The 25,050-nt window shown below is 38.6% G+C and carries 22 protein-coding genes, 1 pseudogene and 1 riboswitch; of the genes and pseudogenes, 18 read left to right on the top strand and 5 right to left on the bottom strand.

The features are described from left to right. Positions 1-129 precede the first annotated feature (129 nt). Positions 130-1,095 (bottom strand): bile acid:sodium symporter family protein, encoded by a 966-nt coding sequence (locus ACIQZI_RS15960; RefSeq protein WP_403074614.1) that lies wholly within the window; start codon positions 1,093-1,095, stop codon positions 130-132. Between the two features lie 624 nt (positions 1,096-1,719). Next, the gene (locus ACIQZI_RS15955) at positions 1,720-2,046 is read right to left on the bottom strand and encodes a winged helix-turn-helix transcriptional regulator (RefSeq protein ID WP_062184345.1); all 327 of its coding nucleotides are present in this window, start codon (positions 2,044-2,046) and stop codon (positions 1,720-1,722) included. Between the two features lie 143 nt (positions 2,047-2,189). Between ACIQZI_RS15955 and ACIQZI_RS15950 the strand changes: the two genes are divergently transcribed. Genes ACIQZI_RS15950 through ACIQZI_RS15940 form a run of 3 tightly spaced genes read left to right on the top strand, consistent with a single transcriptional unit; the run spans position 2,190 to position 4,539 of the window. After that, positions 2,190-2,594 carry a DoxX family protein gene (locus tag ACIQZI_RS15950; protein ID WP_062184342.1) on the top strand — a complete coding sequence of 135 codons (405 nt, stop codon included), beginning with the start codon at positions 2,190-2,192 and terminating at the stop codon, positions 2,592-2,594. Positions 2,595-2,599: 5 nt separating this feature from the next. Further along, on the top strand, positions 2,600-3,445 hold the full coding sequence (locus tag ACIQZI_RS15945) for a VOC family protein (protein WP_062184339.1): 846 nt from the start codon (positions 2,600-2,602) through the stop codon (positions 3,443-3,445). 23 nt (positions 3,446-3,468) lie between these two features. Further along, the gene (locus ACIQZI_RS15940) at positions 3,469-4,539 is read left to right on the top strand and encodes an LLM class flavin-dependent oxidoreductase (RefSeq protein ID WP_403075199.1); all 1,071 of its coding nucleotides are present in this window, start codon (positions 3,469-3,471) and stop codon (positions 4,537-4,539) included. 270 nt (positions 4,540-4,809) lie between these two features. Here ACIQZI_RS15940 and ACIQZI_RS15935 read toward each other — a convergent pair whose 3' ends face one another. Together ACIQZI_RS15935 and ACIQZI_RS15930 are read right to left on the bottom strand one after the other, a co-directional pair. Beyond that, positions 4,810-6,033: a YbfB/YjiJ family MFS transporter gene (locus ACIQZI_RS15935; protein WP_403074611.1), complete on the bottom strand. Its 1,224-nt coding sequence runs from the start codon at positions 6,031-6,033 to the stop codon at positions 4,810-4,812. Between the two features lie 123 nt (positions 6,034-6,156). Next, positions 6,157-6,615 (bottom strand): VOC family protein, encoded by a 459-nt coding sequence (locus tag ACIQZI_RS15930; RefSeq protein ID WP_403074609.1) that lies wholly within the window; start codon positions 6,613-6,615, stop codon positions 6,157-6,159. 619 nt (positions 6,616-7,234) lie between these two features. Between ACIQZI_RS15930 and ACIQZI_RS15925 the strand changes: the two genes are divergently transcribed. Both ACIQZI_RS15925 and ACIQZI_RS15920 read left to right on the top strand, forming a co-directional pair. After that, the gene (locus ACIQZI_RS15925; protein WP_403074607.1) at positions 7,235-8,521 is read left to right on the top strand and encodes an ATP-binding protein; all 1,287 of its coding nucleotides are present in this window, start codon (positions 7,235-7,237) and stop codon (positions 8,519-8,521) included. Positions 8,522-8,737: 216 nt separating this feature from the next. Then, positions 8,738-9,877, top strand: coding sequence for a DEAD/DEAH box helicase (locus ACIQZI_RS15920; protein ID WP_403074605.1), 1,140 nt, complete (start codon positions 8,738-8,740; stop codon positions 9,875-9,877). 179 nt (positions 9,878-10,056) lie between these two features. Here ACIQZI_RS15920 and ACIQZI_RS15915 read toward each other — a convergent pair whose 3' ends face one another. Next, complete coding sequence (locus ACIQZI_RS15915; protein ID WP_403074603.1) at positions 10,057-10,461, bottom strand: hypothetical protein; 405 nt, start codon at positions 10,459-10,461, stop codon at positions 10,057-10,059. 333 nt (positions 10,462-10,794) lie between these two features. On the opposite strand from ACIQZI_RS15915, the gene ACIQZI_RS15910 reads away from it, so the two are divergent. The 13 genes and pseudogenes from ACIQZI_RS15910 to ACIQZI_RS15850 all read left to right on the top strand — a co-directional run bounded on the left by ACIQZI_RS15910 (position 10,795) and on the right by ACIQZI_RS15850 (position 25,049). After that, positions 10,795-11,400 (top strand): NADPH-dependent FMN reductase, encoded by a 606-nt coding sequence (locus ACIQZI_RS15910; protein ID WP_403074601.1) that lies wholly within the window; start codon positions 10,795-10,797, stop codon positions 11,398-11,400. A gap of 195 nt (positions 11,401-11,595) precedes the next feature. Then, positions 11,596-12,786, top strand: coding sequence for a methionine gamma-lyase (megL, locus tag ACIQZI_RS15905; RefSeq protein WP_403074599.1), 1,191 nt, complete (start codon positions 11,596-11,598; stop codon positions 12,784-12,786). Positions 12,787-13,091: 305 nt separating this feature from the next. Further along, positions 13,092-13,598 carry a flavin reductase family protein gene (locus ACIQZI_RS15900; protein ID WP_403075197.1) on the top strand — a complete coding sequence of 169 codons (507 nt, stop codon included), beginning with the start codon at positions 13,092-13,094 and terminating at the stop codon, positions 13,596-13,598. 323 nt (positions 13,599-13,921) lie between these two features. Further along, the gene (locus tag ACIQZI_RS15895) at positions 13,922-14,554 is read left to right on the top strand and encodes a DUF6944 family repetitive protein (RefSeq protein WP_403074597.1); all 633 of its coding nucleotides are present in this window, start codon (positions 13,922-13,924) and stop codon (positions 14,552-14,554) included. Positions 14,555-14,709: 155 nt separating this feature from the next. Further along, a riboswitch (FMN riboswitch) is annotated at positions 14,710-14,841 on the top strand. A gap of 172 nt (positions 14,842-15,013) precedes the next feature. Beyond that, complete coding sequence (gene ribE, locus ACIQZI_RS15890) at positions 15,014-15,652, top strand: riboflavin synthase (RefSeq protein WP_062185074.1); 639 nt, start codon at positions 15,014-15,016, stop codon at positions 15,650-15,652. Positions 15,653-15,670: 18 nt separating this feature from the next. Continuing rightward, positions 15,671-16,297 (top strand): annotated as a pseudogene (gene ribB / locus ACIQZI_RS15885) (3,4-dihydroxy-2-butanone-4-phosphate synthase); the annotation flags it as partial. 38 nt (positions 16,298-16,335) lie between these two features. Further along, positions 16,336-16,806, top strand: a complete 471-nt coding sequence (ribH, locus tag ACIQZI_RS15880) for a 6,7-dimethyl-8-ribityllumazine synthase (RefSeq protein ID WP_062184305.1) — start codon at positions 16,336-16,338, stop codon at positions 16,804-16,806. Between the two features lie 476 nt (positions 16,807-17,282). Further along, entirely contained in the window at positions 17,283-18,224 is a 942-nt protein-coding gene (locus tag ACIQZI_RS15875; RefSeq protein WP_403074594.1) for a CPBP family intramembrane glutamic endopeptidase, read from the top strand. Positions 18,225-18,425: 201 nt separating this feature from the next. Continuing rightward, a complete protein-coding gene (locus tag ACIQZI_RS15870) occupies positions 18,426-19,016 on the top strand; it encodes a lysophospholipid acyltransferase family protein (RefSeq protein WP_403074592.1) in 591 nt (196 codons plus the stop codon). A gap of 108 nt (positions 19,017-19,124) precedes the next feature. Continuing rightward, positions 19,125-20,309, top strand: coding sequence for a DHH family phosphoesterase (locus tag ACIQZI_RS15865; protein ID WP_403074590.1), 1,185 nt, complete (start codon positions 19,125-19,127; stop codon positions 20,307-20,309). 489 nt (positions 20,310-20,798) lie between these two features. Next, positions 20,799-21,905, top strand: coding sequence for a mechanosensitive ion channel family protein (locus ACIQZI_RS15860; protein ID WP_403074588.1), 1,107 nt, complete (start codon positions 20,799-20,801; stop codon positions 21,903-21,905). A 708-nt stretch (positions 21,906-22,613) separates the two neighbouring features. Next, on the top strand, positions 22,614-23,801 hold the full coding sequence (locus tag ACIQZI_RS15855) for a hypothetical protein (RefSeq protein ID WP_403074586.1): 1,188 nt from the start codon (positions 22,614-22,616) through the stop codon (positions 23,799-23,801). An 18-nt stretch (positions 23,802-23,819) separates the two neighbouring features. Next, positions 23,820-25,049, top strand: a complete 1,230-nt coding sequence (locus tag ACIQZI_RS15850) for a Zn-dependent hydrolase (RefSeq protein ID WP_403074584.1) — start codon at positions 23,820-23,822, stop codon at positions 25,047-25,049. Position 25,050: the final 1 nt, after the last annotated feature.

Below are 25,050 nucleotides of genomic sequence, written 5' to 3'. Positions count from 1 at the left end.
GACATACTAATCCCTTGGTGACAGGCTCCTCCAAGTACTACACTGTATTTTATTAAAATAATCATATCATTTTTAGTGGTGGAATTTCAATATTAATATTTTTCTAATTTGTGAAAAGCAGAGCGATACTCACGCACTCCTTGTCTTTACTTCAGTTCTTTTTTTATAATATTGATCGACAAAACGACCAAAAATGGATGCAAGCACTTGCTGAAATAGCATACTTATGACGACAGGTACGGCAACTTGAGCAGGAAAATAAGAAATGGCGATAACGGCACCAGTACTAATATTGCGCATACCACCTAAGAACGTTAGTGACACGACATCTTCTCTGTTCATCTTTAAAAGCCTGCCGATAAGAAAAGAAAACAAGTAGCCAGAAAAAGCAATAAGAAAGACGACAATGGCGATGAAGACCAATTTTGTGTCAATATGACGTAAATATGGAGCGATAACCGAACTATTTAACAACACAACGATTCCTAAAAAGATTTTTGAAATCGGTGAAAGGCGCGGACCTAATACGGTTTTTACCTTTCCATTTGTTACTTGATTAAGCAACATCCCAGCCAATGAAGGAAGAACGACCATCCATAGCAAACCGCCCATCATGCCGAGAATATCCATTTCTACTCGTTCGCCAACCATAAGCGACATCGTATATGGAACGATGAATGGCGATAAAAACGTATCAATTAAAATCACTGCAAGTGTAAGCGGAATGTTCCCTCGATAGATGGATACCCACAGAACACTTGTAATACCGGTCGGAATAATCATGCCAAGAACTAATCCGGTTATCGTATAGACATCCCCGTGAAAGACAACATGACCTACACCCAAAGCCCAAAGCGGCATGATCACATGTAGAATACACATCGTAATAATGATCGGTAGAGGATGGATCATCACTTCTTTAAATGACTTAATATTTGACCCCAAACTACCCGAAAACGTCATAAATGCAAACAACCATGGAACTAAAAACGAGAAGCTATCGACATAGCTTGCAAACGTCACACCAAGCAACACACTGATCGGTGTAATAAACGGCATTTTACTTTCTAAAAAAGCATTTAATTTTTGCAGCATCTTCTAAGCGCTCCCTGAAAATAAACTATGAGATTATGAAACTACTTAAGCCTACATCGTATTGTGGAAAATAAGCAACTTCACTATTTTATGTTTTGAAGAATAAAAAATGATGGTAAAAAATTTTAAAATAGACATCAAACTTAAGTAGTTACAAAATGTATATACTCAATATAACATATCTCAGCATTCGTGTTTATGTCACTTCTCATGATATTAAATGTGAAAGAGCGGCTTACTTTTAGTAGGGACAAAGATCAGTGGGGGACTGCCCGTTAATGCGAGATAAAGGTTGTAGTGTACTTCTATGATACCGTACAACCAGAACCGAAAATGCCATCATAATATGTAAATTAAAGAACGATCCATGAGCGTCTGCTCTAAAACCTGACGATGAAAAAGGTTCAAGTTCTATAAACTGCATCATCTTATGAAGGTAGCGGAGCGATTTTGCGAAGCCCCTCCCCTTTTCCACAGAGAAAAAAGCATTACCATCAGCATGTCCTAAAAAAGGGCTTCTGTGATAATGCCGTTATTTGCGCCTTTCCCTTCTTGTTAAAGTCTTAAAGGATTCAAACTTATTAGAGCGCTATTTAGTAAAGTGTTTATTGGGCATTAAGGGTTTTAGTCGTCTAATTCCTCTTTTTTCACCCACTCTTGAGACCAATTTTCTATTTCTTTCAAAATTGGTTCTAATGAGAAACCTTTTTCCGTTAATGAGTATTCGATTCTAACAGGTGTTTCTGGTATGACATCACGCTTCACGATACCCTGCTGTTCGAGGTCTTTTAAGCGTTCTGACAAAACTCTGCCGCTAATTGCTATAGAAGATTGGATGGTGCCGAATCGTTGTGGACCGGATAATAATTGATAAATAAGTAAAGTAGTCCAGCGTTGACTTAAAAGAGAGACGGCTTTTTCAAATCGCGGACAAATAATGGATTGATTCATGCTCTTTCACTCCTTTAGTTACAATATATCATATTACAATTTAATATCATATAATTTAAATATACAAAGTTACTTGACAAGACTTCATTATAAAAATATAATAACTTACATAAAGTAACTAAAAATAAAGGAGAATAAAAAACATGAATAAAAATGAAACAGGTGCAGTTATATTACGTATTATTTTAGGTCTTACTTTTTTCATTCACGGTTTTGTTAAATTTCAAGGTGGAATAAGTAACACGGTTGGCTTTTTCGACAGTATTGGCATTCCTGGGTTTGTAGCTTATCTCGTCGCAGCTATAGAGTTAATTGGTGGAATTGCGTTGATACTAGGTATTGGAACACGAATTGTTTCGGTGTTGTTTGCTGTTATTATGTTAGGAGCCATATTTACAGTAAAACTTCCTCTCGGGTTTCTTGGTAATGGGCAAATGGCAGGATATGAATTTGAATTAGCGCTGCTTGCTATGGCTATTTTCCTCGCTTTTGCAAATCGCTCTCTTTTCTCATTAGACAATAAAATTTTTAATAAAGAAGGGAAGTAGTAAAAATGGAAAAGTTTCATCAAAAGCCAATTACGTTTGTTGGAGAAGTTAGTATTAATGTAATGGAATTGGATCGTGCCATTACGTTTTATCAAGAAATTATCGGTTTTCAAGTTTTGGAACAAACTGAACGTAAAGCGGTTTTAACAACAGACGGTAAAACCCCGTTGCTTACGCTTGAACAGCCAGCTGATGTGATTGCTAAAGAAGGGCGTACATCTGGCTTGTATCATTTTGCCCTGTTGTTGCCCACTCGAGCTGATTTGTCAGTCTTCTTACGCCATTTACTTCAGACGGGCTATCGATTTGGAGCGTCGGATCATTATGTAAGTGAAGCTTTGTACATTTCTGATCCGGACGGGAATGGTATTGAAGTATACTGGGATCGCCCGTCTTCTGAATGGTCATGGTCAAATGGAGAAGTAGCAATGGCAACTGAACCGTTAGATGGGGAAAGCTTACTTGCTGAAAGTCATGCCGAGTGGAGTGGATTGCCAGCTGATACGTTGATGGGGCATATTCATTTACATGTAGCGGATCTTCAAAAAACGGATGAGTTTTATGTGAAAGGGCTTGGCTTTACCGTTGTAAATCGATTTGGAGGGGCTCTCTTTACTTCGACAGGTGGATACCACCATCATATCGGTTTAAATACATGGAATGGTGTTGGTGTTCCTGCACCTCAGAAAAACAGTGTTGGACTTAATTGGTATACACTCGTTTACGCAAATGAAGAAGCAAGAAGCAAAGTGATTGTACAGCTGGAACAAATCGGTGCTATAGTGAAACAAGAAAACGATGTATATGTGACAGCTGATCCATCAGGAAATGAAATTCATTTAGTTATTTAAAGCTTTTTTTGGAGGAACGTATGATGAAAGAAGATAATACATTAAACGATTCTAGTTTTGAAATCGGGATTTATACGCTTGGTGATATCGTTCCAGATCCCCATACTGGTAAAGTAATTAGCGCCCACCAGCGCTTGACAGAAATAGTAGATGCAGCAAAACTAGCTGATGAAGCAGGACTAGACCTTTTTGGTTTAGGTGAACATCATCGTTTAGACTATGCGGTTTCAGCTACTCCAGTCGTACTTGCTGCAATTGCGCAAGTAACGAGACAGATTAAATTGACCAGTGCGACTACTGTATTAAGCACGGTCGATCCTGTTCGCTTATTTGAAGACTTTTCGACATTGGATCTGCTATCAAACGGTCGCGCTGAAGTTATTGCGGGGCGTGGGGCGTTTATAGAATCTTTCCCGCTTTTTGGATATAACGTCAACGAGTATGATGAATTGTTCGAAGAGAATATTGATTTGTTTTTAAAACTGAACGAACAAGAGAAGATTACGTGGGATGGTCGGTTCCGCTCAAGTCTTCAGAATGCTGAGATTGCACCACGACCAGTTCAAAAGCAACTGCCACTTTGGGTTGGTGTTGGTGGATCACCTGAAAGTGCAGAAAGAGCAGGTAAGTTTGGAGTTGGGATGGCTCTAGCCATTCTCGGCGGCGATCCAAATCGATTCAAACCACTCGTTGATATTTATCGCAAAGTGGGCGTTGAAGCAGGTCATCATTTGAATGATTTAAAGGTAGGCGTAACTGGGCACACATTTATGGCTGAAACAACGGAACAAGCCAAGGACGAATTCTATCCATATTATTCAAATTACTGGGAGTATGTGAATCGTCAACGAGGGATGAATACACGAATGTCTCGGGCTGATTTTGAACAAATGTCAAGTCCAGACACTGCATTGTTTGTTGGTAGCTCCCAGCAAATTATTGAAAAAATCCTGTATCAGCATGAATTGTTCGGGCATCAGCGATTTATCGCCCAGATGGATATCGGTGGGATCCCATTTGCTAAAGTTGCGAAAAATATTGAACGATTAGCAACAGAAGTAGCCCCGGTTATCCGACGTGAATTAAGTAAATAATCGTTTTGAAATAGTCATTTTAATGAAAATGATGGATTAAAGGAACCGGCATGTTATATAATGTTGGTTCCTTTTTTATGAAGGACGTGGGGACGGGGCTTCGCGACTTACTACTATAACCAATCGACTTAGCAGGCATACTTTCTTTATTAAGAAAGTGCCTCAAAATCTGGCTCCGCACAGCCACCATTGTGATTAGGCGAGTGTAGCGTGCTACAGGATTCATCACAGTGGTGGCGTTTTAACGCCATATTTGTTTTTTATTGAAGCTTACCCTTCCATAGAGTGAGTCTCCTTTTGGGAAATCAACTGTTCGCCCATTCCTTCTTTGTGTAATTGCGTGGATAATATGAAAGCCGTAAGCAGAAGTCCAGAACAAAGTAGTAATGATGAGGGGATGCCCCCAAGATGGTCGATCATCCAGCCGCCAAGCCCAGGTCCAACTAATTGTCCAGCAGCAAAATAAACAGTTACATATCCCAATGCAATTGGTGCATATGCTGGCTGAATTTGTTCTGTCGAAATAGCTTGAATGAGAGAAAGCATTCCGACAACCGTAATTCCCCAGAGGAACTGGCTGATTACAAACCCGATAAGTTCGGGGAAGGTAATGGGAATGAGCATCGCAATGGTTCCCAGGAAAAGTGTGATCAATAAGGACTTCTTCCGCCCGATTTTATCCGAAATCATTCCCCATATCGGTCCACTAAAAATGGACATAAAACCACCCAAAGCGACAATTTGACCAGCCGAATAGCGATTAATATGAGCTTCTAAAATAAAACTAAAAAGGAAGTTCTGTGGAATTAAATATGCAAATCCAATCAATCCGTAGATACAAGCTACTAATAAGATTCTTTTATGCAAGTACACCTCGCGAAATAGAGAAGTTTTTTCTTGCGTTATTTTAGGTAAAGATATGGGTGGATCTCTGAGAATTATCTGAGCAACAAAGGCAGATAGTAAAGAAAACAGTCCGTATAACAGCCAGATATATCGCCAACCATTTCCAGAAAACCAAGCTGTAAAGAATGGTATGAGTGCGCTAGAAAACAATGTTCCTAGTCCTAACCCACTTAAAAGAAATCCGATCATCATACCTCTTTGCCGTGGAAACCAACCGACAACAATATTAACCAATGGGGTATACGCGAATGCCGCACCAACACCGAGAAGTACCATACCTATTAAGCAGGAAAAATAATTTTGAACCCAGGGCATGTACAGCAACCCACAAGTAACAAGTAATGTCCCTAGGATTACTAAACGTTTCGACCCCCATTTTGCAGCGAAAATGCCAGCAAAGAGAACCAATCCCAAATAGCCGATCGAAGTTGATGTGCTCAGCACACCTGCTTGTTCATAGGTAAGCGATAAACTGTCCTTCATAAAGGGCATTAGAATCCCGTAAGACATTCTGCCAAAGCCAAGAATACTAATTGTCACCATAGCGCTCGCAAAGGCATACTTCCAAATTTTTTGCTCATGACTCATCATTCACACCCCGACATTTTACTGACTTCCATTATTTTCCTAGACTCATATCTATCTTTCATTCACTACTTATGATTATTGATTACCTATGTTCTGCAATGGAATCTTAAATTTTAAGGGTATTCAGTTATTTTTTTCATCCCACTCTTCTAATGACATTATGTTAGCATTTTCGCTAAGATCCAATCTTAATGGAGTCATTAATTCAAGTAAGTTGCCATCAGGGTCTTGGAAATAAATAGCAGCGTGGGCGTTTCGTGTGTTTGATAAGACGAGCGGTTGTTTCTCTGGCGGAATTCCAAAAGTTTCAATTATTTGTATCCCTTTTGATTCAATCCACTCTTTCGCATTCCTGATATCTTTTGTATCAACATGCCATGCAATATGCCTTAAAGAGGGGTGATATGGCGTGTCAACTTTATCTGTTTCCCACAAACCTAACCAGCTATGCCCCTTCTCAATCCAGAAGAAAGCTAATTTTTCATGTTGATAGGCAATTTCTAAATCTAACTTTTTATAAAACTCTATTGAGTTCAAAAGATTAGTTACGGGTAGATGTGCTTCATAAAGACCTTTGATCATCGTAATCGCTCCTTTTTATTATATATTTAAGGATTGATGTGCTATTTGGAATTATTTCTAAAAAAAAAGAGAACCAATAAGGCTCTCTACGATTATCATTGCTCATACTAATGATTTTCCATATCCTACTCGTTTTAGCAATGGCTTCATCACTATACTCTGATGATAATGGTAGAGGTTTACGTGTTAAAGTGTCACTCACAAATCCATATGAATTTTCTAATCTAATTGATTGAAACAAACTAGCAACAAAGTTAAGGATGCGATAAAAAATTTCTTTATCAGAATACCCATCATTTTAATTATTTGAATAAACTGAATTATATAATTATATACTATTTTTTTCCTTTTTCAAATGAATTTACATTATTATTTTGATTGCTGGGTTAACAATCCAGTAAGATAGAAACTGAGAGCATACGTCGATAGATCTATATAAAAAAGTAACATGTTTTTGAACAATTCTTTTCTAGAAAAGTCTGATTATTTATGGTACACTAATAAATCGTAAAGCCCTCGCGTTTAACAACTTGAGGGCATTTTTGTTTGTCTTTTTAGAGTTATGGGAACTCTAAAAAAGGGAAATCATACTTGTATGACATGGATAAAGGGGTATAACATGAATCAAGTTCAAAAATTTGCTCTGATGGTTTCGTTGATATATTTCCTAATTGGTATTCTGTGGATAATTGGTACTGATTCGATATCTTTGCTAATAGCAGCGGAAAACTTTCACTCTTATGTAACCTTTCAACGAGCGAAGGGTTGGGGGTATGTTTTCCTGACTGGATCTGTTTTATATGTATCACTCATTTATTGGGGAAAGAAATTACTACATTCGGAAAATGAGCTGAAACGAAAGGATGTTCAATACCGTTCGCTGTTTAAACATAATCCGGATGCTGTCATTGAGTTGGATTTAGAAGGGAATATCAATTCGATCAATCCTGAGGGAGAAAAAATACTCGGAGTTACTGAAGACGAAGTAAGGGGGAAATGCCCGACCTCTGCTATTTTTATCGAAGATGTTGAAAAGATTCAAGAGTATTTTTTGTTAACGTTAAATGGAGTAAAGTCTTACTTTGAAGCAATCATCCATACAGATGGTAAGAAGAAAATTCTAAGATGCTCAATCTTTCCCATCATTATCACGGAAGAAATTGTAGGTGTATACGCTCTTTGTAGAGATGTGACGGCCCAGCGTAATGATGAAGAGATGCTAATTGCCTCTGAAAAAATGACGGTGATTGGCCATTTGGCAGCAGCAGTTGCCCATGAAATACGCAATCCTCTAACTTCATTAAAAGGATTTGTACAATTGATGCGTACGGAGAAGGAAGTTGACCCTCACTATCTCAAGATTATGGAAGAAGAGATTGAACATATTAACATTATTTCAAGTGAGTTATTAATACTTGGAAAAAAACAAGAGATTTCACTGCGGCTTCGTAATGTTCGTGAATGTGTATCGAAAGTTGTGTGGTTAATGAAAGCCCAGGCAAATTTAGCCAATCTCGAATTGGAGTTGATTGAGGTTTCAGATGAGCCAATCTACATTATTGCAGATGATGTACAATTGAAACAGGTGTTTATTAACCTGATTAAGAATAGTATCGAAGCTGTAGATAAGGATGGGAAAATCAAAATTGAAATCAAAAAAACAGAGAGTGATGCGATCATCACGGTATCCGATAATGGCAAAGGCATTGATGAAGAACGATTGAAATATCTTGCCCAGCCTTTTTATTCGACAAAAGAAAAAGGAACAGGGCTCGGTCTCGCTGTTTCCTACAAAATCATTCACCGCCACAACGGGGAAATGAGCTTTAAAAGTAAAAAAGGACAAGGTACAATTGTAACTGTTAGGATTCCATTAGCAAGTGACGAAGAACAAATGTTACTATAAAGATAGCTTAAAGTGCGTGTTCAAAAAGGATAAAAAATGCCGAGAAGTTCTGCGGGCGCATCTCAAGAACCTTTTGTGAATGCAGTAACGCTGAGGACCGGACTTGCACAGGATGCACGCGATTTTAACAGAAGGTCAAAAATCCACTTTGATGCAATTCGCTAGCTTTTTTACCGGACTTTTTGAACATCCTCTTAGAGATTAAAGGAGAGTACTATGACTGACACACCTGAATTTATTAAAACAATGAAACCGTTTATCCAAACAGCTTGGGAGAAATCTGGATTTTCCCGGTCGACTCCCATTCAAAGTAAAGCTATCCCAGTGATAACCGCAGGAAAAGATATCCTCGCTGAATCACCAACTGGTACAGGGAAGACTCTTGCTTATCTACTACCTGTGCTTGAAAAAATAGATCACGAGAACAAATCGGCACAAGCCCTTATTATGGCGTCGTCACGTGAGCTTGTGATGCAAATTGCCGAAGAAGTCCGAATCTGGGCAGAAGGCAGCGGAATTACAGGGGCTGCGTTCATCGGTGGTGCAAATGTAAAACGTCAGCTCGAAAAATTAAAAAAACGCCCGCAAATCATTGTCGGAACACCGGGACGTGTATATGAGTTAATTATGCAAAAGAAAATGAAAATGCATGAAGTGAAAACGATTGTACTAGATGAAGGTGATCAATTGATTGTGCCAGAGCATATGGGGACGATCCAAAACATAATCAAGACAACGCAAAAGGATCGCCAAGTACTGATGTTTTCGGCTACTCTTCCGGATCAGACTGAGAAACTGGCCCGTGATTTAACGAACGAACCGGAAGTTGTCCGCGTTGATAAGAGCGAGAAAATGGAATCCAAGGTGGATCATATCTATTTCGTTGTCGAACGACGTGAAAAATCCAAAGTTCTTGAAAAAATTACTCGTCTAGAAGGATTAAAGGGACTTGCTTTCTTAAATGATATCGCCGAAATTACCGTGTTAAAAGAGAAACTCGATTATAAAGGGATTAAGCTCGGTGTACTTCATGGCGAGTCCAATAAAATGGATCGTGAAAAAGCATTAAGACATTTACGTTCTGGTAAAATGCCTTTATTATTAGCAACAGATGTTGCGGCAAGAGGTTTAGATATTAAAGGTCTTACTACCGTTGTACATGCTGATATAGCAGACAGCGTGGACCAATACGTGCACCGTTCAGGTCGTACAGGACGAGCGGGTGCAGATGGTACAGTCATTTCGATTGTCACAGAACGCGAAGAGCGCGAGTTGAAGAAACTGGCTCGCGAGCTTGATATCACATTAAGTAAGAAAACATTTTATGGTGGAGAAATTGTAGACGCCAATCGATAAGGAAGGAGGGATAGCTGTGATTACGGCTATCTCTTTTTTTTCGGTTCAATATAAGTTCTAAATATGGGTGACAATAAAAAGGTTTGGGTAATTTACAACTACGGAAACATGAATAAAAAGCAGCGGAATTATGAGGGATTCTCGCTGCTTCTTATTACCTCAAGAAAATTACTGTCCTTTTAAAAACCATCTTCGGAAGCGGAAAACGGAATGTTTAGTCTATTTTCTACTGCACGTAGGCGTTGGTTTAATCTGTTCAGGCGGCGTGTATGTCGCTGATCATTTTGATTTAGTCGAATGACCTCTTGGTTAACCCGTGTGATTTCTCTATTCAAACGTGTAATCTCTTGATTTAGTCTGCTTAGTTCTTGAACTTGCTGCTCATTTTGTCTTTCAAGTTGTCTAACTCTTCTCTCCAGTTGCGGTTGTCTATCAATGTCCTCTGGTTCGTATTGTTGAAATTCAGAATTAGTCGGATACTGTGAATAATAAGCATCTTGTTGTGGAACATATTCAAACTGTTCTGGAGCATAATCAAACTGTTGTCGTGGAATATACTCTGGATAGTAACCATATGGATTCATCTTACGCCACTCTCCTCTTGAAGTCTGGGTTAATACCCTATACTCTATGTGGAAGTTCGTAAAGGAACAGGGCTAATACCCAAATATCGATTTTTTTTGCGAACTCGAAATATAATTACGTTACTTGTTGACAAAAAGTAAGTGCGGGTGTATATTTTTAATTAGAGATATATCAAATCAAGATATTGTGTATGCAGATTTTGATTAGAAGAAATTAGGGGATATTTTGTAGGCAATAGAATAAAAAATCGTATTAAGGTGAAATTAAAAAAGACTGCCAATATATGATTGATTTATTCTTAGTGGTACTAATAAATACAGGCGGTGAAAGTATTGGGTTTTTTCGATAAATTATTTGGGAAAGCAAATAATAATACAGATGAAATAGGAGGAAATGAAATGTTGAAAATTGGGATTGTTTTAGGTAGCACACGTGAAGGACGCGTAAGTCCACAAGTAGGAGAATGGGTAAAAGGGATTGCTGATAAACGTGGCGATGCAGAATATGAAATCATTGATATTGCTGATTTCAAATTGCCGTTTTTAGGAACAACTGATGGAACAGAGCCAGGCATTGCAGCTTGGAATGAAAAACTTGCTAACTTAGATGGATTCGTATTCATTGTTCAAGAATACAATCACAGTATTACAGGAGCATTAAAAAATGCCCTTGATTTTGCTCGTGACGCTTGGAACAACAAAGCTGCAGGTATCGTAAGCTATGGTTCAACTGGTGGAGCTCGTGCAGCTGAACATTTACGTGGAATCATGGGTGAATTAATGATTGCGGACGTTCGTGTACATCCGACATTATCATTATTCACAGATTTTGAAAACGGCAGTGTTTTCAAACCAGCTGAATTACATCTTGATAATGTAAATGCAATGTTAGATCAAGTTAACGCTTGGAGTGGCGCATTAAAAACTTTGCGTAAATAAGTAGTGTAACGAAGAAGGAGAGGATGACAAATCCCCTCCTTTTTTTGCGCTTGTAAACTCATCTTCTGAATCAAGGCTAGATGAGCGGTTCGTGTTTTGTTCATATCAGGCATCATTATCAGTTGATAGTGATGATAACGTTTACAATTCCGGTGATCATAACATATTATAGAAGTAAGGGGGAGGAGGAGAGTTATGCGAGAAAAATACAAGCATATTGAGACAAAGGTTATTCATCAAGGGTACGATCCGAAGCAACATATGGGAAGTCTTGCTGCGCCTATTTTTCAAACGTCGACATTCGTTTTTGAAAATGCGGAACAGGGTGAGAGACGGTTTGCAGGGGAAGAAGAGGGGTATATATATTCCCGGCTTGGAAATCCAACTGTGAAGGTTCTTTGTGAACGCATTGCCATGCTTGAAGGTGGAGAAGCAGGTCTTGCATTCGGTTCAGGGATGGCAGCTGTTTCAGCCGTTTTACTGGCATTAACGAAAGCGGGTGACCATATTATCTGCTCACAAGGCTTGTATGGCTGTACTTTCGGATTATTACATTTGATGAAAGAGAAATATCATATTACACATGACTTTTCAGAAATGCTGACCGAGGAACAAATAGAGACATTGATTCGGCCTGAAACAACATGTATTTATGTGGAAACACCGATAAATCCAACGATGAAAATGATAGATTTAGAGATGGTCGCTAAGATCGCGAAAAAACATCATATCCAAGTCGTTGTCGATAATACCTTTTCGTCGCCTTATTTGCAGACGCCACTCGCCTTAGGCTGTGATATCGTACTTCATAGTGCAACGAAATATATTTGTGGCCATGGAGATGTGGTTGCAGGACTTGTTGTGGGAACACAAGAATTTATTAGCAAAATGGCCAGGACAACGCAGAAGGATATCGGTGGGATTATCTCCCCCTTTGATGCTTGGCTTTTGTTGCGGGGGTTGAAGACTCTACCTGTCAGAATGGATCGGCACTCTTTCAATGCCGAAAAGCTATTCAAAAAACTGAAGCAACATCCAAGTGTTGCAAAGGTCTATTATCCTGGAGATACAGAGCATCCTGACTACCGTATTACCCAAAAGCAAATGAAAGCTGGCGGCGGTATTATTTCGTTTGAAATTAAAGGTGACAAGCAGGACGCACAAAAAATGTTGAACTCACTACAATTAATTAAAATTGCGGTCAGCCTAGGTGATGCGGAAACGCTCATTCAACATCCAGCCACAATGACTCATTCGGTTGTTCCTATTGAATCCCGTTTGAAAATGGGCATTACAGATCAACTAATTCGTCTTTCCGTAGGACTAGAGAATTGGGAAGACTTATGGGAGGATTTGGATGAAGCCTTGAACAGGCTGCAGGCTTAATGAAAGAAGATGCCCTCAAAAGGATCTGACCCTTGGGGGACATCTTCTGCTACTGTAAACGAACTTCTGTCTAAAAAGTATTTATTAAAAATGGGCAACTTACTACAAAAGTATCCCCTTTTCATGTAATATTGAAGGGGGTTATTGTTGGAATAATCTGAATTGAGTTATGGATTATTATTTGATGTAACACAAGGATGTTCCTATAGATAGAGAAACTGTTCGTATAATCAGAGGATTATTATGAATACTCTCTTGGGTGATCTCTCTATAGATTACAATATTTGGCGAAGGAGAAATGAATGATGACAAAAGAAGAAAAACAAGTTTTATTTAAAGAAGCGATGGGCAACTATCCAACAGGGGTAACCATTGTGACAGCTACTACTCCCAACAATGAGCCAGTTGGATTAACTGTAAATTCATTTGCATCTGTTTCACTGGACCCTACCCTAGTTCTTTGGTCAATTGATCATAAAGTTTCTTCCATTAAAGCTTTTACTGAAGGTGGAAAGTTTGCGATACATATTTTAGCTGGTGAGCAACAGGAATTATGCAAAATCTTTGCTAGTAAAAATGTGGATCGTTTTAGTCAATGTGAGTGGGAGTTTTCTGCGAATCAATTACCAATCATTCAAGGTGCTTTCGCTGTTTTGGAATGCAAAACGTTTAAAACAGTTGAAGCAGGAGATCATACCATTTTAATTGGCGAAGTAACCGATATACAAATCGAAAAGAAAGATCCTATGTTATATCACCGTAGACACTTCGGTGCAATTCCTGATGAATTTTATCCAGTGTCTGAAAAATAGGATCCGAATTCAGGTATTGGACCGCTTGTGAATGAACAAAAAGCTGAACCTTTTAATGGATGACCCTGCCTTGGACCTTTGAGGAGGGTTTTTATTTTGACTAAATGTATTGGAAATAATCTAACTAACTTAGTGATCATTAATAGTTGATCTACTTATCAAGTAACGAATAGTTATTTACGATCCGATAATTTTTTTTCCCTAATATCACAAGGGATCAGATACTACCATCTGTTCGAGCTCTATCTTGCTAATTCAGTGTAATATTCTGCGAATGTTGAATATACTATCCCATCAATTGAAATGAATGGTGGATATTGACTATGGAGATTGTTAAACAAGGCGAGGATCTGATTATTACAGGAGCGGGGTTTTTAGTAGCTGGGACAATCATTTCTGCTATTGGAGCAACAAATGTGATTATCACAGGTACCGATAATGGATTAGAGCTCGTAGCCAGAGGAAACGCGGTCGAGGGATTTGGAAATGTGCTACAAGCAATCGGCAGAACGAAAGTGTATGAAATCGAAGGTAGAGAAGAAGAGATATTGAGTATTGTGGGCTGCTGGTTTCAGGCTGGCGGTAACTTCACTAATACTATAGCCAACGAGGTGATTCTTGAAGGGTCACAAGAGGAGGAGGGACTTAGATTGAATGCCCTTGGTAGTGGCGTGCAATCAGTAGGTGCCTCCCTAGAAGCCGTTGGGGCCCCAGTCGATCGACCGTTGGAGAGTGCGGGAAACTGGGTGATTGCCCTTGGCGCCTCGATTGACTCGATTGCGAATTTATTTATCTTACAGGATAAAAAGAAACAAGGTGATGCTTTGGTTGTGTTCGGCAGTTATTTGGAAGTGGTTGGTGCGCTGATTGAGCTATATGCATTGACTAGTATAAGGGAAGAAAGTCTACTAGAAACGGAAGATAATCGTTATCAATATCCTAGAATATCTGTATGATTTTAAAAAAACAGGGAATTATCAATAGTGTGAAAAATCGCGCAAATTCATAATATGTGAGCCGATTTTTTTACAAATGTACGATTAGCTTGTATAATATAATACAAGTGTAGAATTACACTTGTGAAAAAGGCGGTATTATTCCGCTAAATATGTTTGTCCTTCGGGGTCGGGTGTAAATCCCAACCGGCGGTGATGAAGAAATTCTAAGCCCGCGAGCCTGTAAAAAGGCAGGATTTGGTGAAATTCCAAGGCCGACAGTATAGTCTGGATGGGAGAAGGACATATGGAACTGGTTAAATGGCATTCGTGAACCCTTTATTTTGAAAAAAATCGAAATAAAAGGCTTATTTGGCTATATAATAAATCCATAATCTCCCTTTAACTCCTTAGGTCGTACCTATGGGGCTATTTGTGTTTTTTTTGTTGAAACTTCAAATTGAGAAAGAGGGTGAAAACATGTTTACTGGAATTGTCGAAGATGTCGGAATGGTCCAGTCGTTAAAAAGAGGGATCCAAAGTATGGCACTTACGATTGAATCTCCTAAAATTGTTGAAGATGTTCAATTAGGCGATAGTATATCGGTCAATGGCGTTTGTCTAACAGTCATTGAATTTACCAATCGTTTGTTTACAGTAGATGTGATGCCAGAAACCGTTAAGGCATCAACGATCAAACTGTTAAAGCCGGGGGCAAAGGTTAATCTAGAGCGGGCAATGAGTGCTCAAGGAAGATTCGGTGGACATTTTGTCTCAGGCCATATTGACGGCACAGGTACGATCACGAAAAAAGAACATAAAGAAAATGCGGTTTACTATACGATTAAGCTAGCAGAAGGATTAGCGCAATATTGTATCCCAAAGGGTTCTATTGCTATTGATGGGACGAGCTTAACCATATTTCAGATTGAGAAGAATGAGATCACCATTTCGCTTATTCCGTTAACACATAAAGACACGATTCTTGGACAAAAGAACGTTGGAGAAGTCGTAAATGTTGAAAATGATTTGATTGGAAAATATATCGTCCAGCAAATAAAAAATAATGGACAAACTACTGGATTAACAGCAAGTTTTCTTTTAGAAAATGGATTCTGACGAAGGAGGTGCTTTTAGATGTTTCAAACGATTGAAGAAGCAGTGGAAGATTTGAAAGCTGGCAAAATCATCATCGTTGTCGATGATGAAGATCGGGAGAATGAAGGCGATTTTGTCGTATTGGCAGACAAGGCAACGCCTGAAGCGATTAACTTTATGGCGAAATATGGTCGCGGTTTAATTTGTACAACGATTACAAATGAGCTCGCTCGGAAATTAGACCTTCATCCAATGGTTGAGAACAATACAGATTACCACGGAACAGCCTTTACAGTAAGTATTGATCACGAAAGTACGACTACGGGAATCAGCGCGTTTGAACGTTCGACAACGATGCTTGCCCTTTTGAATAATGATTCTACTGCCCAGGACTTTAAACGCCCTGGACATGTTTTTCCAATTATCGCTAAAGATGGCGGGGTACTTGAACGAACAGGACACACAGAAGCCTCTGTTGATCTTGCCCGTTTATGTGGAGCGGAGCCAGCTGGAGTCATATGTGAAATTATGAATGAAGACGGTTCAATGGCACGCGTTCCAGAGCTCGAAATTATTGCTAAAGAACATCAGCTTTCATTTATTACGATTGCCGAGTTAGTTCGCTATCGTAACCAACTTGAGTCAAAACATAAAGAAACACCAGAACACGCTTAAATTTTATTAAACCATTAGGGGGAATTATCATGGGTAAAAATTTTGAAGCACAACTTATCGGAACAGGGTTAAAAGTAGGAATAGTTGTCGGCAGGTTCAACGAGTTCATCACAGGAAAATTACTTTCTGGTGCATTAGATGGACTTAAACGTCATGGAGTTAGTGAGGATGATATTGACATCGCTTGGGTACCGGGAGCATTTGAAATTCCGATGATTGCCAAAAAATTAGTTCAAACTAAACAATATGACGCTGTGATTGGATTAGGTACGGTCATTCGCGGAGCAACATCACATTATGATTATGTATGTAATGAAGCAGCGAAAGGCATGGCTGCTGTAGGACTTGAATCTGGAACGCCTGTGATTTTTGGCTTACTTACGACAGAAAATATCGAGCAAGCCATTGAACGCGCAGGTACAAAAGCAGGAAACAAAGGTTATGATTCAGCTGTTTCCGCGATTGAAATGGCGAACCTATCTACTTTAATCGGAAAATAAGGAATGCGTATTTTGAATGATAAGTCGTTCTGTGTATATATCGGCTAAATTGCCGATTTAAATATATTATGGAATCAGAAAAAGGAGCCAATGTGCTCCTTTTTTCGTGGTTTGAAATAGATTGGCGTATAAGTTCAGAATCCGACGCAAATACGAGATTTGCAAATTGCTCGGCGGGACCACACTTTGTAGAAAAGAGACTCCTCTAAAAGCGGGATTGCGCAAAAATGCATTTAAAATCCTAAGCCAATTCACCGAACCACTCCATAATTACAATTTTTATAAAAAAACTCGAAGCTAAATGATGCAGAGTTACGACTAAAAGTGGAAACTAAAAGCCAAGTTGCGTTCAAAAATCCTCTTTTTCGAGCATTACGATCCGGAAATCAAATTTGCGCGCCAGAGCTTGACTTTTAAGGTAAATGGCCACTATTTACGAAATATTAATCTTCCTCCTTAAGGTGGTATGGTATATTATGGGTATAGGGGCATACGGTAGTAAATCATATAGAGGGGGATTTCGTATTAAACATTATCTTTTTGATCTACCAGGAGAAAACGGTTGGAAAAGATACTTGCTATCATCGGTTATCATTTTGGTTGCTCTAATTGCTGGGAGTGTTCTGTACGCCATATTGATGATGATTACAGGTCTTCTAAATGGAGATGGCATCGTTTTTGATAATAAATCTGGTATGTTCGTAGGCGTCGACCCAACGCTCGATTTATTGTTTATGAATCTAATGTATGTCGTTTGGATGTTTGGAATTTGGCTTTCAATCCGGATTGTACATAAACGGAAACTGAAGACGCTGATTACTGCAAATGATCGAATCAATTGGAAACAAATCTTTGGTAGCTTTGCACTCTATTTTGGTCTTATGGTGCTATTAGAGCTCGTCTATTTCTTAATTTTCCCTGAACATTTTGTGTGGAATGAGTTTGATTTAGAAAAATTTTTATTTCTGTTTTTCGTCGTTTTAGTGTTAACTCCGATTCAAACGACAGTTGAGGAGTTAATCTTCAGGGGATTTCTTTTGCAGTGGATTGGAAAGGTGATTAACAACCCCATTGTACTAGCAATCATCATGGCATTGATTTTCGGATCATTGCATTTCTTTAATCCAGAAATGGAGCGTTCAGCTATTTGGGTCGGACTTGATTATGTATTTGTGGGGTTTATGTTGACATTCCTTGCCGTAAAAATGGGGAGCTCGGAGCTGTCAATCGGTGCACATGCTGCCAATAATATGTTCCTTTTCTGGTTTATCGGTGATCCACAATCTGTAGGTGGAAGTGTTCCTGCACTTATCACTGTGGTGAACAACGACCCGGCGATTTCATTAGTATTAGATGTCATTCTTTTTCTGGTTTTTTATCTGATAGCCGTGAAGAAATTCAAACCGTCCGCTATATAAAGTGAAACTCAATCAGTGGGGACCCAGAAGTCTAGATAGGTAGACTTTATGGGTGCCCTTTTTTATGTGCAACATCTATCAATGTATTCAAGCATCGATGAGAATGTTCAGTGTGAAAATGAAAGATAAAACGTAAATTAGTACCAAGTAATAAAACTTAGTGATAAAATGGGTTTATCTATCCATATGGGGTGAATGTGAATGTATACACCTGTCGCTAAGTTAGTGAGGGTTCTGTTGAAATTACGGGGCAAATTGATTGTGAAAAATATAGAAAACCTGCCTGAAGAGTCCGGCTATGTCATTGCTTGTACACACAGAGGGTGGGTCGACATCCTGGCGCTCGGCGTTTCGATTCTACCTGTAGAAATTCATTTTATGGCGAAGAAAGAACTATTTCAGAACAAAGCAATTGGTTGGTTTTTAAGAAAAATCAATGCATTTCCAGTCGACCGCGATAATCCAGGAACGAGCACAGTGAAAATTCCGATTCAATTATTGAAGCAGGATAAGAATGTGGGGATTTTTCCTTCTGGCACTAGAACATCAGAGGAAGCTCCGTTAAAGCGGGGAGCGGTTACGATTGCGAAATTGGCTCGTGTTCCAATCGTGCCTGCTGCTTACTCAGGACCAACGGGTTTTAAGGACTTATTTAAAAGACAACCGATTACGATTATTATTGGTGAACCGATTTATCTAGATTCAGCTAAGAAAGGGAAAGACGAGCTGGACCTTGTCACAACGGAATTATCCGATGTTTTTAAAGCATTGGAACAGCGAATAAGTTCTTAATCGTTCAACAGTATCCTCTGAAATGGTAGAATATCCTGAGGCTGTAGTTATGAAGGAAAATGCTAAATCAGGGTAAGCTATAAAATATCTGTTTTTAGGAGGAATTATATGTACCATCTCTTTTCACATAATGATTTAGATGGAGTTGGCTGTGGCATTGTCGCAAAGCTTGCTTGGGGGAATGAAGTAAAGGTGAGCTATAATTCGATTGGTCGACTGAATCATCAAGTAGCTGGGTTTCTTGAAAATGCGACGGGAATGGACACGCTAATTATTACCGATTTATCCGTGAACGAAGAGAACGAGAAGAAGATTAATGAGTATGTCGCAGCGGGTGGAAAAGCATTGTTGATTGATCATCATAAAACGGCACTACATTTGAATGAACATGCCTGGGCGTCTGTAACCGTGGAGCAGGAAGACGGCAAGTTAACATCAGCTACATCTCTTTTGTATGATTACTTAGTCAAAAAAGACTTGCTTACAAAAACAAAAGCTGCAGATGAGTTCGTTGAATTAGTGAGGCAGTACGATACGTGGGAGTGGGACGCGAATCAGAATTTCACTGCAAAGAAATTGAACGATCTCTTCTTCATGATTTCAATGGATGAATTTGAAGGAAAAGTTCTGACAAAGCTCAATAGTAGCGAGCCATTTCAATTTGACGAGATTGAAAGCAAGCTACTTGATGTCGAAGAGAGCAGAGTCAAACGATACATAAATCGAAAAAAACGTGAAGTGTATCAAGTGGCCATTGGTGAACATTTAGCAGGCATTGTCCATGGCGAAAACTATCATTCAGAACTTGGGAATGAGCTTTCCAAGGAGTTTACACATCTTGACTATATTGCGATTGTGATGGCAGGGAGTAAACGGATTAGTTTACGAACGATTCATGATGATGTGGATGTTTCTGAAATTGCGGCGCTTTATGATGGTGGTGGACATCGCAAGGCCTCAGGGTGCAACTTAACAGAGAAGGCATTTAAGCAATTTGTTGAGCAAACATTCTATTTAGAGCCACTGAAGCGTGATGCTTTTAACAATCAACATAATCTGAAAGGTGCAAAAAGCGGTTCTCTTTATAAAGGTAGAAATGACGAGTCCATTTTTGTCTATCAAAAAGGGGAGGGAGATTGGGTGATTGAGGTAAGTCAGAAACCACTTACAAAAACCTTCCCTTCGTTTGAAGCGGCGGAAAAGCATTTGAAGAAGGAATACTTTGCAATATTGGTCAGAGATGCGGATTGGGTTGGCCATTTATTGAAATTCTCACCTTATTATAAAAAATAAGGAACATCCATCTGTGTCTGCTTAAAAAATTGATTCACCCTCTGAAGGCTGTACCATTTATTACACTAGACATACCTAATCACAATGGTGGCGGTGCGGAGCTGGGATTTCGGATGCTTTCTCGAGTAAATAAGTATACCCGGTAAGTAGATTGGTTATATTAGTAAGTCGCGAAGACTAAGTCCCCATATCCTTTATAAAAGAAGAAGTTCCAATAGGGCTAAGACCCACACTCTACACATCGTTAGTGTCATTGTACACGTTCTAAACGATAGTTAGGAGATGTGAGGTCTTGCATCCGTTCGGGACTTCTTTTTTTTGGCTATTTTCGAGAAAAATTGCGGATAATAAACATAGCTCATCAGAATGTATGTGTTATTTGCGGCAATGTCACACCTAGTAACCAAATGAAGGAGGATGAGAGGAGTAGAAAAGCAGTATCGTAAAATTTACCTTGCTATGACAAGGCTTGTTAGGGGCTAACTCATAATGTCATGGAAATTTATTTTTTCATACGAATTTATTAATCATATAGCCATTTCTGTAGGGATTTTTTTACTATTCCTCATTTTTCGGAAGATATTTGCTAAGTATGTCATTGCACTACTTTTAAAAATAAGTCGAAAAGCACCAAATACTTTTTTCTATCACATCTTTGTATCATTTGAAAAACCAATTCAGTGGTTATTCATTTTATTAGGTATTTATGTATCTGTTTGGTATTTTCCTTATTTGGATCAAACGCATGAGTTATTTATAAAATTAGTAAAATCTACGATCATCTTTATTATTGGTTGGGGACTGTATAACTTATCGTCTTCATCTAAGTTCCTTTATGTAAAGCTTAATGAAAGATTCAATTTTGAAATTGATGAGATTCTTATCCCATTTTTGTCTAAAGTATTTCGGGTGATTATCGTGGTCTTAAGTTTTAGTGGGATTGCAGAAGAATTTAATTATAATGTAACGAGTTTTGTTGGAGGATTAGGGTTAGGCGGACTCGCATTTGCCCTAGCTGCTAAGGATGCAATTGGGAATTTATTTGGAGGAGTCATTATCGTAACAGAAAAACCCTTTACAATTGGAGATTGGGTTTTGACACCAAGCGTTGAAGGTACCGTTGAAACGATTACTTTTAGAAGCACAAAAATCCGTACATTTGCTCAGGCCCTCGTAACAGTACCGAATGCAAAGTTAGCCAATGAAACAATTACGAACTGGAGTGAGATGGGGAAAAGGCGAATTGTGTTTAATATAAGTGTCACCTATGAAACACCAAAAGATAAATTAGAAGATGTGATTAAGCAGATTGAATATATGCTAAGAAATCATTCTGAAATCCACCAAGACACAATTGTTGCTAAGTTTGATAAATACGGAGTAGATGGGTTAGATATTTACTTATACTTTTTTACGAAAACAACGGTTTGGACAGAGTTTTTAAAAGTAAAAGAAGAAATTAACTTTGCCATTATGGATATTCTTAATAATGAAGGAGTTGCCCTAGCGATCCCGAATAGAAAATTGTATGTCAACTCCAATTCTGAAGAAACACAAAGTGAAACGTATTTGAGGAATTCACAAGATTCTATTTAAACTATTTTAGCTATACAAACTCCTACGGCGTTAAAATGCCGCCATTTACCAAGAAGGATTAATCAAGTCTCATACTGCTCCACCTCATCACAATGGTGGCGGTACGGAGCTCGAATTTTGGTCCCTTTCTAAATAAAATCAGTATCCCTGATAAATGGTTTGGCTATATGAGTAAGTTGCGCAGACCCGCCCCATGTCCCTCATATGAAACACATCGAGAGAATGTTCGAGAACAAAAGTATCTGATTCCACATCTACTCTAAATTGTTTACATGAAATATTAAACAGGATAGAGTGTGCGGTCAGACCTTTTAGGACCTTCTTCATGTGTTTTTTTTTATGGAAAAAGGATGTTTCTGAAACTACGCCTTCTTGGCGTCGTCTAAGAAAGTCCTATTTGTCTGATGAATGATGGTTTATAATCCTTCCTCTTTTTTGAAACGTACATTTTTTCCCCTTGATAATTGAATGCTTCTTATTTTAAATGATGTATGCATTATACTAATATTGTAATAATTATACTTTTTATGTAACAGTCGAATATTGGAGATGTTATGAGATTATATGGGATCTTTACATTTTATTGTTAAATAATGCGTTTTTATAATAAATGAATAATTATAATTCATTTAAAAATCAAAATTATCTTTCAATTAAATAAATTCTGTGATAATATTTTAAAATATTAATGAAAGTGAAGTGATTGTTATGTCGCAAATGTTAGCTTTAGTTATTCTTGTATTAATCTTATATATAGGTGACGTAGTAGCTGTTCGAACGAAAGCCTGGGTACCATCTGTATTCGTTTGTGCAGTACTATTTCTTATTGGTTATTGGACATTTTTCCCACCAGATATCGTAGCGGTGGCTGGAGTACCACCTGTGGTTGCGACTATGATGATGTTCTTATTAATCACAAATATGGGTACTTTGCTTTCTCTTCAAGAATTGAAGAATCAATGGAAGACCATTGTCATTGCCCTTTCCGGTGTTTTAGGAATTATCGCTATATTATTTACGATTGGAACATTGATTTTCGACTTTGAAACAGTCGTTGTTGCCATTCCTCCATTAGTAGGTGGAATCGTATCAGCATTAATTATGTCTGAAGGAGCCAAAGAAGCAGGACTTGCGTCTTTATCTGTATTTGCAATCGTCATCTACGTTATGCAAGGATTTGCAGGATATCCCATCACTTCAATTGTATTAAAAAAGGAAGGGAAAAGACTCCTTGAGAAATACCGCAGTGGAGAACTGACTATAAAAGATGCGAAAAATGGTGGGGAAGTAGAAAAAGAGCAGGAACTCAAACTTTTCAAAAATATGCCGGAAAAATATAACACAGAGTATTTCAAATTCTTTAGACTTGCCTTTGTCGGTTTCCTTGCCTATCTTGTCTCTACTTTACTTGCGCCGTTCGTGACGGTTAATGCACTTGTCCTATGTTTATTATTTGGGATTATTGCGAAAAGTGTCGGATTTTTGGAAAAACAACCATTACAAAAAGCGAATGGGTTCGGTTTCTCCATTATGGCGCTTATGCTTTTCATCTTCGACGGTTTGCAAAAGGCGACACCAAGTATGATGCTTGAGATCTTATATCCTCTCATCGTTTGTATTATTTTAGCAGTCATCGGCATGTATATATTCTCATTTATCATCGGTAAGATTTTAAAAGTCAGCAAAGAAATGGCGTTCGCTGTATCGTTAACAGCCTTATATGGGTTTCCCGCAGACTATATCATCACAAATGAAGTAATTAAGTCTTTAACGAATGACGAGAAAGAAAAAGAAGTGCTAACAAGTCATATGCTACCACCTATGCTCGTTGGTGGATTCATAACTGTAACGATCGTTTCGGTCGTTTTAGCAGGAATATTCGTAGGATTCTTGTAAAAAACGAGGAGGGGTATTGTGAAAAAGTCCCAACAACGGATGGAAAGTCATATTAGGTCCTTAAGTGAATTTACAGCAACGTCTAATAGAGGCGTTACACGGCTTACGTACAGCAAAGAAGATTTGCAAGCAAGAAATTATATCAAGGAAAGAATGAAGGAATATGGTCTGGTCGTTTCGGAAGATGGTTTTGGCAATATTTTTGGAAAGTTTGAAGGAAGTTTAAAAGACGCACCAAGTGTTCTCATTGGTTCACATTTTGATTCTGTCCCGAATGGTGGAGCGTATGACGGTACTGCTGGAGTCGTTGCAGGTTTGGAGGTAGCCGCTCTCTTTTCTGAAAATCAATTAAAACCGAAATATCCTTTGGAAATCATTGCGATGGTCGAAGAAGAAGGATCAAGATTTGGTGGCGGACTGATGGGTTCACGAGGAATTATCGGTTCACTGAGTGCGGATGATTTTAAAAATCTAAAAGACAAAGATGGCATCTCGACGGAAGAGGCGATGTCAGAAATCGGACTAGATTCTTCATTAGCCAAAGAGAGAAAGCCAGATACAATAAAGACATTTTTGGAATTGCATATCGAACAAGGCCCGATTCTAGAAGAAAAGAATATTCCAATCGGTGTCGTTGAAGCCATCGTTGGATTGGCCCAATTGGAAGTGACGATAGGAGGGCGAGCAGGTCATGCAGGTACAACGCCAATGGATCGCCGCTCGGATGCTTTAGTTACCGCTGCAAAGATCATTTCACAACTTCCGGATCTTGCAATCGATGAAGGAGAAGGAGCAGTCATCACAACAGGTCGTCTAGAAGTATTTCCAAATGGAGCCAATGTCATTCCAGACAAAGTTGTATTCTCTGTGGACATCAGATCTGGTAAGGAAGAAAACGTACGAAACATGATTCAAAAAACAATAGAATTGATACAGTCTCACAGTGAAAATGGAATCCGAACATCTGTTGAAGAGCTTTTGTTTATTCAACCAAAAGAGTTGAATACAGACATTCGTTCTTTGTTGAAACAAGAGAGTAGTAGACTAGAAATCCCGTATTGTTCGATTAATAGTGGCGCAGGTCATGATGCGATGATATTTTCTGATGTTACAAATGTCGGGATGATTTTCATTCCAAGTAAAGACGGGCTTAGCCATTGTCCAGAAGAATGGTCGGATGCACGTCATTTGACGAATGGGGTACAAATCCTTTTTGAAGCAGCGAAGAACTTAACGGAGGTTGAATAAA

The organism is Peribacillus sp. NPDC096379 (assembly GCF_044762875.1).
In the GTDB taxonomy this organism is placed as follows: domain Bacteria; phylum Bacillota; class Bacilli; order Bacillales; family DSM-1321; genus Peribacillus.
The sequence above is the reverse complement of the archived record's forward strand: the minus strand, read 5'-3'. Positions and strand labels throughout refer to the sequence as shown.